This window comes from Flavobacterium jejuense (genome assembly GCF_006491595.2).
GTDB lineage: Bacteria > Bacteroidota > Bacteroidia > Flavobacteriales > Flavobacteriaceae > Flavobacterium > Flavobacterium jejuense.
Genome location: NZ_VEVQ02000001.1, coordinates 381945 through 395221 on the forward strand (window position 1 = coordinate 381945; position 13277 = coordinate 395221).

The window sequence follows — 13277 nt, forward strand, 5'->3', positions numbered from 1 at the left end:
TAATTTAAAATGAAAAAAATATTATCTCTAATTCTTGCACTATCTGTAGTTAAATTAATAATTCATTTTATTGGAAATCAAAATTATGGTTTCCATAGAGATGAATTATTGCATCTATCAGTTAGCGAACATTTAGATTGGGGTTATTTTGAATTTCCACCATTTATTGCTTTGGCTGGAAAGTTGTCCCATTTTTTATTTGGGTATTCTTTATTTGGAATGCGTTTGTTTCCAACTCTTGCAGGTATTACTATTTTGATTTTAACTTGTTTAATAGCAATTGAAATTGGAGGAAGAAAGAAAGCAGTTCTATTATCAGGAGTTTTGATTTTAGTTTTTATACCTTTTTATAGAAATCATTTACTTTTTCAACCTGTTGCTTTTGATCAGTTGTTCTGGACCTTAAGTTTTTATTATTTAGTTCGATTTTTAAAAACAGAAGCTCATAAATATTTACTGCTTTTGGGAATCAGTTTAGCTATAGGATTTCTAAATAAGTATACCATAGTTATTTTAATAGTGGCCATTTTGATTGGATTACTGGTAACACAAAAAGGAAAAATAATAAAGAATAAATGGCTATATAGTACTGGATTTATTTCTTTTTGTATGGTTTTACCCAATTTAATTTGGCAAATGCAACATCATTTTCCTGTTTTAAAACATTTTCAGAAATTAAATGAAAAGCAATTAGATGAAATTGGAACTTTTGATTTTATTTTAGATCAATTACATTCTCCTTTTACCTTTATAATTGCAATAATAGGTTTAATTACTATCTTCTTTGATGTAGAAATTAAGAAGTATAAAGCAATAGGAATTACTTTTTTAGTTGTGTTTTTTGCTATGTGGATTTTAAAATCCAAAACATACTATTTTTATGCGATTTATCCAGTTGTTTTTGCTTTTGGAGCTTATAAAGTAGAAAAAATGCTTTTAACTAAAAATGTAGTTTTTTATTCTTTAGTTAGTTTTTTAGTTTTGATTTCTGTTTATTTTATACCAGAAGCTATTCCTGTTTTACCTATCGAAAAATATGTAGATTTTAAAAAAATTAAACCAAATAGTGAAGGAAGGTATATTTTAACTGGTGATTATGCAGACATGTTTGGTTGGGAAGAACAGGTTAAAATTATTGACAGTGTTTATCAAACACTATCAGATAAAGAAAAGAAGGAATGTATTATTTTAGCTGAAAATTATGGTGAAGCAGGTGCTTTAACTGTTTTAGGAGAAAAGTACAATTTACCAAAACCTGTTTGTAGTCATGGAAGTTTTTGGTTATGGGGAACAGGAACCACATCTGGAGAAATAACCATCACACTTGGAATTGAAAAAGAAATAATTGAAAAAGTGTTTGAAGAATATCAGTTAATAAAAATTATACACCATAAATATGCAATTGAAGAGGAAAATAACATTCCTATTTATCTTTGTAAAAAAACAAAAATTAAATTAAAGAAGATTTGGCCTTCATTTGAGAGTCATGTTTTCGATTAAAATTACCTATTTAAAATGAACATCATAATTATAGAAGACGAAAAACCAGCTGCAAGATTATTACAAAGAAAAGTAGAAAAACTAGGACTACAAGTTAATCAAATGTTACATTCTGTAGAAGAATCATTGCATTGGTTTCAAAATAATATACATCCTGATTTAATTTTTTTAGACATTCAATTGTCTGATGGTTTGTCTTTTGAAATTTTTGAACAAATTGATATTAAAAGTGCTGTGATTTTTACTACTGCTTATGATGAATATGCTTTAAGAGCTTTTAAATTGAATAGTATCGATTATTTATTAAAACCTATTGATGAAGATGATTTGGAAACGGCTGTTGCCAAATTTAAAGCGAGAACCACTGCAAATACTTCTGTAAGTTTAGATTTTGAAGCAATTAAACGAATGTTGATCAATCCTGTGGAAAGAGAATATAAAACTCGTTTTTCTGTTAAAATTGGTCAACAAATTAAAGTTATTCCCATTCAAGAAGTGGAGTGTTTTTACAGCGAAAATAAAGGTACCTACTTGCACACATTTGAAAATAGAAATTACTTATTAGATCTCACAATGGAACAATTGGAAAATGAATTGAACCCAAAAGAGTTCTTTAGAATTAATCGAAAATTCATTTTGCCTTTAAAAGGAATTAAAGAAATTCAAGTGCACACTAATTCTCGTTTAAAAATTATTTTGCCCTCTTACAAAGAAGATGAAGTAATTGTTGCTAGAGAAAGAGTCAATGATTTTAAGACTTGGTTGGATTAAATTAGGTATTTTTTTCTGATACCTATAAATACAAAGATTAAGATACTGGAGAAGATAAAAAACGGGATAATGTATTCGATCAAACCTAAAGGTAACATAATCGACATGACTAATAATTGAAATCCTAAACCATAAACAGATAGAAAGGTCATAAACCAACTCGGAAATGATTTTACTTTATAGGCTTCTGCATCCATGAAATGAATAATTTTGTCAAATTTGCCATATAAAATAGAATAGGTTTTAAATAAAATATTTACAGATTGCTGACTTTCACCTGGCAACGCTTTTGGACTTTTATATTCAAAAATTTTACTTGTAGCATCACCACCAACGGATTTATTTCTTAAAATTACATAGTAATAATTATATAATGTTCCTTGTAATTGAAGACATATAAATGCTATTAATGTTAGCCAAAGTGGTGTTTGAGAAACATAGCAAATGGTCATCAAAAAGATAAAATTTAAAAGGATATCAAAAACACTATCTAAATACCTTCCAAAATAAGAAGGAGTTTTCTTTAATCGTGCTAATTCTCCATCAGCAGCATCAATACCCGATTTTAGAAGAATAAAAAAAGCAGCAAATAAATAGTGATTTGTCAAGATGCAATACACAGCAATTAAACCAGAAATTCCAAAAAGTAATGTAACATGAATAGGAGTGAAGCGTGTTTCTTTTAATTGATAAGCTAAAATTCTTCCAAAAGAACGGCCATAATCTGATAAATCTAAAAACTTATCTTCTTTTTTTAATTTTGACATTGTAATGTTGTACAAAACGGGTGACAATATAGTCGGATTGTAAAAATACTACATTTTTATGAAATGGACTTTCTTTTTATAGTGTTTTCAAGTACTAAGTAAAATTGGATCCCAAATAAAACAGAAGCTAAAACAATATGAACCGTTTGTGTTCCAAATGGAAAATCAAAATAATACATTACAATTCCTGAAAAAATCTCCAATAATACGATAGCCAAAATTAATTTTACTTTAGAAAAACCTAATTTAAGTTTAGCATTTGTATATACTAAATAAACAGCTATTAAAGTTACCAAAATAGAGAAGCTTCTATGAATATAAAAAGTTACTGATGGGTTTTGTAACCAAAATTCTTTAGGTAAACCTGTCTCAGCAATATGATCTATAAACTCTCTTACAGATGTTCCTAAAACTACTTGAATTAAGGTTACACCTAATGCAAATAGCAATACATTTTTAAATTTATTATTGTAAACAAATGTTTTTTCTTTCCCTTTCTGAAAATAAAAAATCAAATATAATTGAAGAGCTACTATCAAAAATGCAACCAGCATATGAGTGGTAATCTTAACAGGATTTAAAACCGAATCTACTACTGTTTTACCTAACCAAGCTTGAAACCCCATTAAAACACAGATTATAAATGCATAAAGAGTTAATTTTTTATTGGTTTTCCAATGCCAAAAGGCCAAAATAAAACTAGCAAAACAAGCTATACCTGCTAAAGCTCCACAAAGACGATTAATATATTCCACCCAAGTATGAAACGGATTAAAAATGGCATAATCATGTTTGGTATATTTTTCCCAATTAGCTTCCGAAAAAGAGCTTGTAGTTGTAAAATCTTCTTTGGCAACTAATAAACTTTCATCTTTAATAATCACCATTCCTTTATTATAACTCTTATTTGGTGCGAAAAGTAGTTCACTTTCTTGAGTAGGAGGAATGTAGTAACCAAAGCATTTTGGCCAATCTGGGCAACCCATACCTGAACCAGTCATACGCACTAAAGCTCCTGCTATAATTACAAGATAAACCAGTACAAGAGCAATTTTAGTTATGGGTAAAAAGTAGTTTTTCATTTTTAACTAAATTAATGATTTTAAATGTAGCATTTTTTTATCAAAAGTTACACTTTTTGCAATCCCATTTTTTCAGCTCTTTTAATTACAAAAGCTAAGGCATCACTATATTCATTGGGAATTTCTCCTTCTAAAATCGCTTCTTTTACAGCTTCTTTTAGTGTGCCAATTTCTCTTCCTGGTTTCAATCCAAATAATTCCATAATCTCTTCACCAGAAATAGGGGGTTGAAAATTACGCACATGATCGCGTTCTTCTACTTCAACAATCTTTTGACGAACAATCTTAAAATTATGATGGTATTTATTGAATTTTTTAGGATTCTTAGTAGTGATATCAGCTTCGCACAAAATCATTAGGTTTTCTACATCTTCACCAGCATCAAAAACTAACCTCCTAACAGCTGAATCTGTAACAATGTCTTGTGATAATACTATTGGACGCGAGCTCATAGTTACCATTTTTTGTACAAATTTCATTTTTTGGTTTAAAGGCATGTGCAAACGTTCAAAGATACGTTTTACCATTTTTCCACCTAAAAACTCATGTCCGTGAAACGTCCAACCTTGTTTTTTGTTGAATTTTTTTGTTGGAGCTTTACCAATATCATGTAATAAAGCTGACCAACGTAGCCAAACATCATCTGTATTAGGACAAATATTATCTACGACTTCTAAAGAATGATAAAAGTTATTTTTATGAGTATGACCTTCAATTTCTTCTACCTGATTTAAAGCTGTTAATTCAGGTAAAATTATGTCTAATAATCCTGTTTCATACAATAATAAAAATCCAATAGATGGTTTTTCAGACAATAGAATTTTATTCAATTCTTCAACAATGCGTTCTCCAGAAATAATTGTAATACGATCTTTATTTCTGCTAATAGCTTGTAATGACTTTAACTCAATTTCAAAATGCAATTGGGAAGCAAATCGAATAGCGCGTAACATTCGTAAAGGATCATCAGAATAAGTGATATCAGAATCTAATGGTGTTTTTATAATTTTATTTTCTAAATCGTTAACACCATTAAAAGGATCAACTAATTCACCAAATGTAGTTTTATTAAGTGAGAAAGCTAATGCATTTATGGTAAAATCTCTTCTCTCTTGATCATCTTCTAATGTTCCATTTTCAACTATAGGATTTCTACTATCATGATTGTAAGATTCTTTTCTTGCTCCTACAAATTCAATATCCATATCATGGTATCGTAGCATCGCTGTGCCATAGTTTTTAAAAACTTGGACTTTAGGTTTGTTAGGAATCAATTCTGAAACCTTTAAGGCTAATTCAATACCACTACCAACAGCAACAATATCAATGTCTTTTTTGTGATTTCTATTCAATAAGATGTCTCTAACAAAACCACCAATCACATAACATTCTAAGTTAAGTTCTTGAGCAGCTTGAGAAACTATCGTAAATATTTTATCCTCTAAATGTTTTTTGTAATTCATACATTTTAATTAGTCAATTAGTCAATTTGAAAATGTGTCAATTTAAGTAGGTAGATTGTTACATTTGACTAATTTTACATTGGCATATTAATCTATTTGCGAATTTATGGTCATTTTTATTTTCTAATAACTTTGACCTGACTATCCAATCCTAATTTTATAATAGTTGAAGGATTTTTGCAAATTTTATCCTGATGCAAATTTACTACATAGTCCACACCTTTTAAAATTTCAGGAGAAATTTCTTTAAAAGTTTTAGGGGTAAACATACCTGAAATATTTGCTGAAGTGGAAACTAGTGGCTTTTTCATTCTTTCCATTAATTTATAGCAAAAAGGCTCAGAAACTATGCGTACTGCTAGTGAATTATCTTCAGCAATTATGTTTTTAGCGACATTTTTTGGTTTATCTAGAATTAAAGTAGTTGGTTTTTCCGAAAAATCTAGAATTTGCCATGCTACTTCTGGTATTTCATTAAAGACTTGATGCATCATTCTTTCTCCATTAACTAAAACAATCATACTTTTACTTTCTTCACGTTGTTTTAAGGCATAAATTTTCTTAATTGCTTCCTCATTAGTTGCATCACAACCAATTCCCCAAACTGTGTCAGTAGGATATAGGATTATTCCTCCATTTTTAATTACTTCGTAAGCTTTATGTATTTCTGTGTTCATAATTTATTTTTCAAATAAAAACTTTTTTATTTTTAATTCAACTTTTAATAAAAAAGGAAGCTTCATTTGTTTTTTTAAGTTTAATAATAAGGAATAGGTATGTTGTTGAGGAAATAATAAACTTGCATTTTTAATTAATGATTTTACATCTTTATATTTTAATAATACTAAATTATGCCAAACTTTCGGTTCCACTGGGTGAAAGTCGATTAAATTTTTATAATTATTTACATTAATATTTGCCCAAGTCTTAAAATATTCATCACCATTAAAATCATTTTTATGCCCCCAATTATCTAATTTTTGTTTTATTTCATGTTCATCTCTTGCCCAAGATTGATGTAATACTTTTTGATTAGTGTATAAACATGTCCAATTTGTTTGTCTTGCTCTTATGTATTTTGGATTATTAGTTGCAAAGTAAAAATCTTCATTTATTGGATTTATTACATAAAATCCATTTTTATCTTTTTTATATAAAACTATAACTTGAGCAATTAAAGAGTAAGGTTTGTTTATAGGATCTTTTAGCAGAAAAGCACTTTTTTTTAAATATGTTAGCATTTTTTTAAAATCATAAACATATTCATCAACATCAAGTTGAATGTGCCAACCACCTTTCCCCATGAATTCTCCTAATTTATTTCTTTGGAAAGTTTCACTTAACATTGGATTTGAAATGTTTTCAGGAATATAAAAGTTATCAGAATAAAACTTTATTTTATTTTTAGTATCAAATTTTTTTATTGATTCAAAAAATGTTTCTGGAATACTAAAAGAATTTCCAGTCCATGTTTTAAAATCTTTATCATAACAAAGAACTATTAAATCTACATATTTATAAATACTTTCAAGGGAATTCATTAAATAACTGTAATCATATGAAATAAGGTATCCTACTTTTATTTTAGCTTTCATCAGAAATCATTATTAGTTTACTAATTATAGTTTTTTTAAAATTACTAATTAAAGACATTTATTTTGTTTGTTAACAAACTATCTGAAATTATTTCAGCAAACTCAAAACTTAAGTGATTACTATCATAAGTCATTGGAGCATTTTGAGCTGTAAAAATAACACAATCTTTAATGTCGTTTGAATTATTTTTACATAATAAATCCTTTTTACTAATATATCTGTACAGTCCTTTAGATTTAAGTTTCAATTCATTTTCATATAAGGCTAAACTTTTAACATCATCATTAGTTAAGCTTTTACCTAAATTGGTATGGTTAACTAAATCATTATTTAGAATAATATAATTTCCAAAAACAATGATTTTAGCATCGGTTTTCTTTTTTAATTCCTTTATATAATTAACTAAGTTATCAGGTTTATACCAGTCAAACATAACATTGATAACAATATATTCATAACCTGATAAATTTAATGTTATAACCTTATCCATTAAAGCATAACAATTGTTTTTTATTTCTACTGGGTGGTTATCAATTAATTTTAAATCTGATTTGATCATGGGTGGACAACCTCCTTCTGTTAACATTCTATAATCATAATCTGGATAAGCAAGTTTTAAGAAATTAAGTGCATCTGGTGCATGACTGTCACCAAGAATTAAAACATGTTCTTTGTGATTAGTTTTTTCTAAAGCTATATCATTTAAAAACGGCTCATTACAAAATTTAAACCTTAATTGTTTTCCTTCTTCAATTTGCTTTAAGCTATAATTAGTTGTGTTTTTTGTATTGAAAATTAATGAGCCAAATTTAAGTGTCAATAAATTGACTGTTAATATCATTGCTATTGTTGTAATGATATAAATAATTGTTTTTGATGGTTTTGTGCTTTTTTGGGTTTCTCTAAAAGGAGTTTCAACAAATTTATAAATAAGGAATCCTATAAAGGTTGAAGCAATAAATAAAATAACTTGGTCTATTGAATCTAATTCTGGAGTATATAAGAACTTGTAAAAAACTATAAATGGCCAGTGGATTAGATATAATGAATAGGATATTTTACCAAACCATCTTATAAGTTGGTTGTTATAAATTAAACTTACATATTTTGATTGTCCAGTGTTGTGAATTAAAATCGCAGAAAAAAGACAAGGTAATAAAGCATTAACACCTGGAAAATCTACATTGTTGTCATAAAAATAACTAAGAAAAACTAATCCAGCAATACTAATAAATGAGAGTATTTCTTTAATAAATAATTTAAATTCAATTTTCTTTACCCAAAATAATATGGTTCCAATAAGAAATTCAAAAACGCGAAAGGGTGTTAAGAAAAATGCGGCAGAACTATTAATAGTTAAATAATACTCACAGTAAATTAAACTAATAATACCTATAACAGTTAATACTAAAATTCTATAAATTTTTTTCTTGATTTTTAAAGTAAAAAATAATAATAAAGGCCAAATTAAATAGAATTGTTCTTCAACAGATAATGACCAGGTATGGAGTAATGGTTTTAAATGAGCACCTGAATCAAAATAACCAGATTCATTGAAAAAGAATATATTAGAAAAAGATAATATTGATGCAGTTGCTGATTTTAATGATTTTTCTAATAAATGTAATGGAAAAATGAAATATCCCATTATCATAGTCAATAGTACCACAAATAACATTGCAGGCATTAATCTTTTCATTCTTCTTAGGTAAAAGTCTTTAAATGAAAAAGTATTGCTATCAATTTTATTAATTAGTATTGTGCTAATTAAGTAACCACTAATTACAAAAAAAACATCAACACCTATATATCCTCCTTTAAAAAATGAATTGTCAAGGTGAAATAGTAAAACTAATAAAACAGCAATTCCACGCAATCCATCAATATGTGGGAAGTATTTTTTCTGCGACATTTACAATTATTTATATTTAGTTTCTTTAATTTTTAAACTTTATTATTAGAGGAAAAATTAAAAATTTTCATTAATTACATCATTTACTTTTTCAACAGAAAAAGGATACAAACTTTTTTCTGAATTTTGAGAAAGTTTATTCCAAATGACTTCATCAGTATATAATTTTATAATTGAGTTAGCAAAATCTATAGGTTGATCTGCAATTAAAACATTTTCTTCATCCTTTAAAAACATTCCTTCTGCTCCAATAGTAGTTGTTACAACTGGTAAGTAATATTCAAAAGCTTGACCAATTTTCCCTTTAACACCTGCACCTATTAATAAAGGAGCTACCATCAATTTTGCAGTATTAAAGAGTGGTTCGATATTAGAAACAAAACCATGGAAAATGAATCTTTCATCATTAATATCTTTAACAACTGTATTTATATTACCAATAATATTTACTTTCATTTTTGGATGTGATTTCCATACAATTGGCATTATATTATTGTATAAAAAATAAATAGCATCTACGTTTGGATGATGTGTTGAACCAATGAATAGAATGTCATTTCTATAGTTAAACTGATTTATTTCGTTTTGTTTTACTTTTGGATAATGAATATTTGATATTGTAAGTAGTTGTTCCTTATTGCAATATGTTTTCATAAACTCTTTTTCATCATCAGAAATAGTAATTGTATAATCAGATACTTTTGCTGCTTCTAGTTCTATTTTTTTGTAGGCTGAATAGTTTTTTAAATTGCTTTCATCTTCTTTGTTGATTTCAGATGCTCTTTTAAATCTTAAATGATGAATGTCAACCATATCATAAATGAATTTTGCATTTGAAAAAAGAGGCTTAATTTTTTCATAATAATTTTTAAAACTATTAGGGCCATAAATCCAAACATAGTTAGCATTTGCACAATATTTTGAAATAAAATATTTATAATCTTTGTACTGCAAATGTTCATAAAAAATATTAATTCCCATTCTTTGATAAACTTCTAAATAGGCTTGCCAAATGAATATATCTTTAGAAACGAAAGTTACATTGTATCCTTTTTCAATAAATACATTCATAATTTCTTTCAATCTATTTGAGCCTGAATCTCTATCAAACTCTGGAACAGTATCGTTTATAAATAAAATAGATTTATTGTTGTTGATTTCTAAAATTCTATCTTCAACGCATTCAGCTTGAATGCTATTTATTTGTTGATTCCATTTATCATAAAACTTCTTTTGATTCGTTTTAAATAAAATTTCTTTACGGTTATTACTTTCTTGATTTTGTTTAGATTTATCGTTGTATGTAATTCCATTAAAATGTAAAACCTTTGAAAAAGGGGTATAATAAACACTTTTATTTTGATTGTACTTTAAATCAAAACATAAATCAGTTTCTTCAAAATAAGCTGGAGCAAATTGTTCATCGAATAGATTTAAATCTCCATTATCTTTATATTTTTTAAATAATAAACTACATCCTGAGCAATAATCCACTTTTCTTATATAATTAACTTCTGGATAGAACGGTTTTCTGTTTCTCACAATTTGATGAATAGTAAAATCTTTCATAAAGACAGAGCCAGCTTCTTGTAATGTTTGATCAGGATTTAATAACATAGAACCAACAGCACCAACATTCTTATGGTTCTCAAAAACATAAAAAAGTTCATCTAGAAAGTTTTCATAGACTTCTGTGTCATTATTTAATAAATAAATATACTCACCTTTTGAAGCGTTTATTCCTTTATTAATATTTTTTAAAAAGCCTAAATTGGTTTCGTTTTTAATAATATTAATTCCAGAAGCATTTGTGAAATCATATTTTTCTGAACTATTATCGTCAATTAATATAATTTCAAATGGATAATTATCCGTTAAATTCTTATGTAAATACTGAAGACAATTCCAAGTGTAAATTTCTTGATTATAAAATGGAATAATTATTGAAACTTTTGGATTTTCAGAACTTTTAAATGAAATAGGTGTTCTATCAATATTAGTAAGTTCTTTAGGTTGTATGTTTTTTAGTTTATCTTCTAGTTGTTTAACTTTTCTTCTTCTTCTAAAAAAAAGGCTAATTTTTTTTTTAAATTTCATTACACTATATTTTTTTTAAATTTTCTAATAGCTTCTCTCTTGAAAAAGGTTTTAAACTTTCTTCAGAATTGTTTTGAAGCTTTTCCCAAAGGTCTTTGTTTTCATAAAGATTTAAGATCTCATTTGCAAAATCTTCAGCCTTGTCAGCTATTAAAACATTTTTATTATGTAATAACCCCATTCCTTCAACCCCAATGCTAGATGAAACTATAGGTAAGTAATATTCAAAGGCTTGTCCTAGTTTTCCTTTTACACCAGCACCGTATCTTAATGGAGCTACCATCATCTTATTTGAAATAAAAATATCTTCAATATTTTCTACATAACCATGAAAAATAAAATTAGGATGTGAAATATTATTAATTTCTTCATTTAAATTTCCAATAACATTAACTTTGATATTACTATTTTTATTCCAAACTAACGGCATTATATCATTGTATAAATAATATATAGCATCAATATTTGGTGTGTGTGTTGAACCAATAAAAAGAATGTCTTTTCTGTCTTCAAAAGAATATATTCTATCCTTATTAATTTTTGGATAATGAACATTTGATATTGTTTTTACTCTATTTGGGTTAAGATATTCTGATATATATTTATTTTCTTCATCTGAAATAGCTACAACAATATTGGCTTTTTTAGCTAATTTTGTTTCAATTTTATAAAATTTCTTGAATCTTTTTCTAAATGAATATTTGATAGGATTTAAGTCAATTGCACGTTGAAGGCGTAAATGATGAATATCAATCATATCATATATTTTTTTGATTTTTCTAAAATGTTTATTTAATTTGAAGATATTTTTTTTGAATGTATATGGACCATATAACCAAATTAAATCAATTGTATTAATTGATTTTAAAAAAGGAACAATATGATATTCTTTAAATTGAAATAACATTATACCTTGATCTTTGAAAAAGGAATAATATTTATTGCTATAATCTTTTACCTCATAGCAAATTACACAGTTGTAATTTAATTTTTTGTAGGCCAAAATTATTTCTTTCAATCTATTTGAACCTGAATCTTTGTCAAAAGTGGGAATAACACCAGTAATAAAAATTATTGTTTTTTTATTAGTATCGTAAGAATTTATATTGACTAAATCATCAATATGAATATCTTCTTTTTTAATAAAAAGTTGTTTGAAAAATTTAAATACAATCATTTATTCTTGCCTTTGCTTTAATGAATCAGATATATGAGCTCCTTTTATTAAAATTTTAAATATATACCAATATTTAAATTTGAAAATACTTTTAACTAAAAATTGAAGTCTTAATTTGTTTAATAAAAAAACATGCCAAAAATAACCATAATGTTTGCGAATTACATATAAAAACGAAATTTTTAATTCAGTTTTAATTAAAATTGACTTTGGAGTACTTGCTCCATGGTAATGAATAAACTCTGCCTCAGGTATTAAGTAGGCTTTTTTTCCTAGTTCTAATAGTCTTTTACATAGATCGGTCTCTTCATAATATAAAAATATGTTAGTGTCAAAACCTCCAACTTTCCAAAAGTCTATAGCTCTGACCATCATAAAGCTACCAGAAACAAATTGGCCTACTTGATGATCTACATAATCTTTAGTTCTATCAATATACTTCTTAGGGTTAATCCTATGTAAAAGTGAACGCCCAAACAATTCTTTTATTGGTGAAGCAAAATAATCCAAAGTAGGTAAAATAGTTCCATCCTCTTTATAAGCTTTTGGACCACAAATACCATATTCAGGATTATTATCCATTGCTTTTTTTAATAGGAATAAGCAATCATTTTTAAATATAGAATCATTATTAACAAAGGCATAATAGGTCGCATTTGAATGTTGAACACCTAAAAGATTTCCACCTCCAAAACCTAAATTTATATTGCTTTTTATTATTACTATATCTTTAAAATCTAAATTTTTAGAGAATTCAACTAATCTTTCAAACTCATTATTTTTAGAATCATTGTCAACTATAATTATTTCAAAAGAAATTCCACTACATGTTTTTTTTTGTATACTTTTTACACAATTGATTGTGTAATCAATTGAATTGTAATTTATTAATATTACAGCTATATCTTTCAT

At 26.5% G+C, this 13277-nt stretch carries 11 protein-coding genes; 2 read left to right on the plus strand and 9 right to left on the minus strand.

Features of this window, described 5'->3' with window-relative positions; genetic code table 11:
- Positions 1-9: 9 nt before the first annotated feature.
- Entirely contained in the window at positions 10-1500 is a 1491-nt protein-coding gene (locus tag FIA58_RS01795; RefSeq protein ID WP_140959410.1) for an ArnT family glycosyltransferase, read from the plus strand.
- Positions 1501-1515: 15 nt separating this feature from the next.
- Positions 1516-2271 carry a LytR/AlgR family response regulator transcription factor gene (locus tag FIA58_RS01800; protein ID WP_140959412.1) on the plus strand — a complete coding sequence of 252 codons (756 nt, stop codon included), beginning with the start codon at positions 1516-1518 and terminating at the stop codon, positions 2269-2271.
- Here the strand turns inward: FIA58_RS01800 and FIA58_RS01805 are convergent.
- The 9 genes from FIA58_RS01805 to FIA58_RS01845 form a co-directional block, all read right to left on the minus strand.
- Positions 2268-3038: a CDP-alcohol phosphatidyltransferase family protein gene (locus FIA58_RS01805; protein WP_140959415.1), complete on the minus strand. Its 771-nt coding sequence runs from the start codon at positions 3036-3038 to the stop codon at positions 2268-2270. The genes FIA58_RS01800 and FIA58_RS01805 overlap by 4 nt on opposite strands.
- Positions 3039-3094: 56 nt before the next feature.
- The gene (locus FIA58_RS01810; RefSeq protein ID WP_140959417.1) at positions 3095-4120 is read right to left on the minus strand and encodes a COX15/CtaA family protein; all 1026 of its coding nucleotides are present in this window, start codon (positions 4118-4120) and stop codon (positions 3095-3097) included.
- 47 nt (positions 4121-4167) lie between these two features.
- Positions 4168-5583 carry a CCA tRNA nucleotidyltransferase gene (locus FIA58_RS01815; RefSeq protein WP_140959419.1) on the minus strand — a complete coding sequence of 472 codons (1416 nt, stop codon included), beginning with the start codon at positions 5581-5583 and terminating at the stop codon, positions 4168-4170.
- Between the two features lie 116 nt (positions 5584-5699).
- Entirely contained in the window at positions 5700-6260 is a 561-nt protein-coding gene (locus FIA58_RS01820; protein ID WP_140959421.1) for an L-threonylcarbamoyladenylate synthase, read from the minus strand.
- Positions 6261-6263: 3 nt separating this feature from the next.
- Positions 6264-7178, minus strand: coding sequence for a hypothetical protein (locus tag FIA58_RS01825; RefSeq protein WP_140959423.1), 915 nt, complete (start codon positions 7176-7178; stop codon positions 6264-6266).
- A 44-nt stretch (positions 7179-7222) separates the two neighbouring features.
- Positions 7223-9091, minus strand: a complete 1869-nt coding sequence (locus FIA58_RS01830; protein ID WP_140959425.1) for an acyltransferase family protein — start codon at positions 9089-9091, stop codon at positions 7223-7225.
- Between the two features lie 57 nt (positions 9092-9148).
- A complete protein-coding gene (locus FIA58_RS01835; protein WP_140959428.1) occupies positions 9149-11188 on the minus strand; it encodes a glycosyltransferase in 2040 nt (679 codons plus the stop codon).
- Positions 11189-11192: 4 nt separating this feature from the next.
- Positions 11193-12365, minus strand: coding sequence for a glycosyltransferase (locus FIA58_RS01840; RefSeq protein ID WP_140959430.1), 1173 nt, complete (start codon positions 12363-12365; stop codon positions 11193-11195).
- Positions 12366-13277 (minus strand): glycosyltransferase family 2 protein, encoded by a 912-nt coding sequence (locus FIA58_RS01845; RefSeq protein WP_140959432.1) that lies wholly within the window; start codon positions 13275-13277, stop codon positions 12366-12368.

Bases quoted from the DNA above. Each gene is read 5' to 3' on its own strand.
- FIA58_RS01820 (WP_140959421.1), bottom strand. From the start codon at position 6,260: ATGAACACAGAAATACATAAAGCTTACGAAGTAATTAAAAATGGAGGA.
- FIA58_RS01830 (WP_140959425.1), bottom strand. From the start codon at position 9,091: ATGTCGCAGAAAAAATACTTCCCACATATTGATGGATTGCGTGGAATT.
- FIA58_RS01805 (WP_140959415.1), bottom strand. From the start codon at position 3,038: ATGTCAAAATTAAAAAAAGAAGATAAGTTTTTAGATTTATCAGATTAT.
- FIA58_RS01835 (WP_140959428.1), bottom strand. From the start codon at position 11,188: ATGAAATTTAAAAAAAAAATTAGCCTTTTTTTTAGAAGAAGAAGAAAA.
- FIA58_RS01800 (WP_140959412.1), top strand. From the start codon at position 1,516: ATGAACATCATAATTATAGAAGACGAAAAACCAGCTGCAAGATTATTA.
- FIA58_RS01840 (WP_140959430.1), bottom strand. From the start codon at position 12,365: ATGATTGTATTTAAATTTTTCAAACAACTTTTTATTAAAAAAGAAGAT.
- FIA58_RS01795 (WP_140959410.1), top strand. From the start codon at position 10: ATGAAAAAAATATTATCTCTAATTCTTGCACTATCTGTAGTTAAATTA.
- FIA58_RS01815 (WP_140959419.1), bottom strand. From the start codon at position 5,583: ATGAATTACAAAAAACATTTAGAGGATAAAATATTTACGATAGTTTCT.
- FIA58_RS01845 (WP_140959432.1), bottom strand. From the start codon at position 13,277: ATGAAAGATATAGCTGTAATATTAATAAATTACAATTCAATTGATTAC.
- FIA58_RS01825 (WP_140959423.1), bottom strand. From the start codon at position 7,178: ATGAAAGCTAAAATAAAAGTAGGATACCTTATTTCATATGATTACAGT.
- FIA58_RS01810 (WP_140959417.1), bottom strand. From the start codon at position 4,120: ATGAAAAACTACTTTTTACCCATAACTAAAATTGCTCTTGTACTGGTT.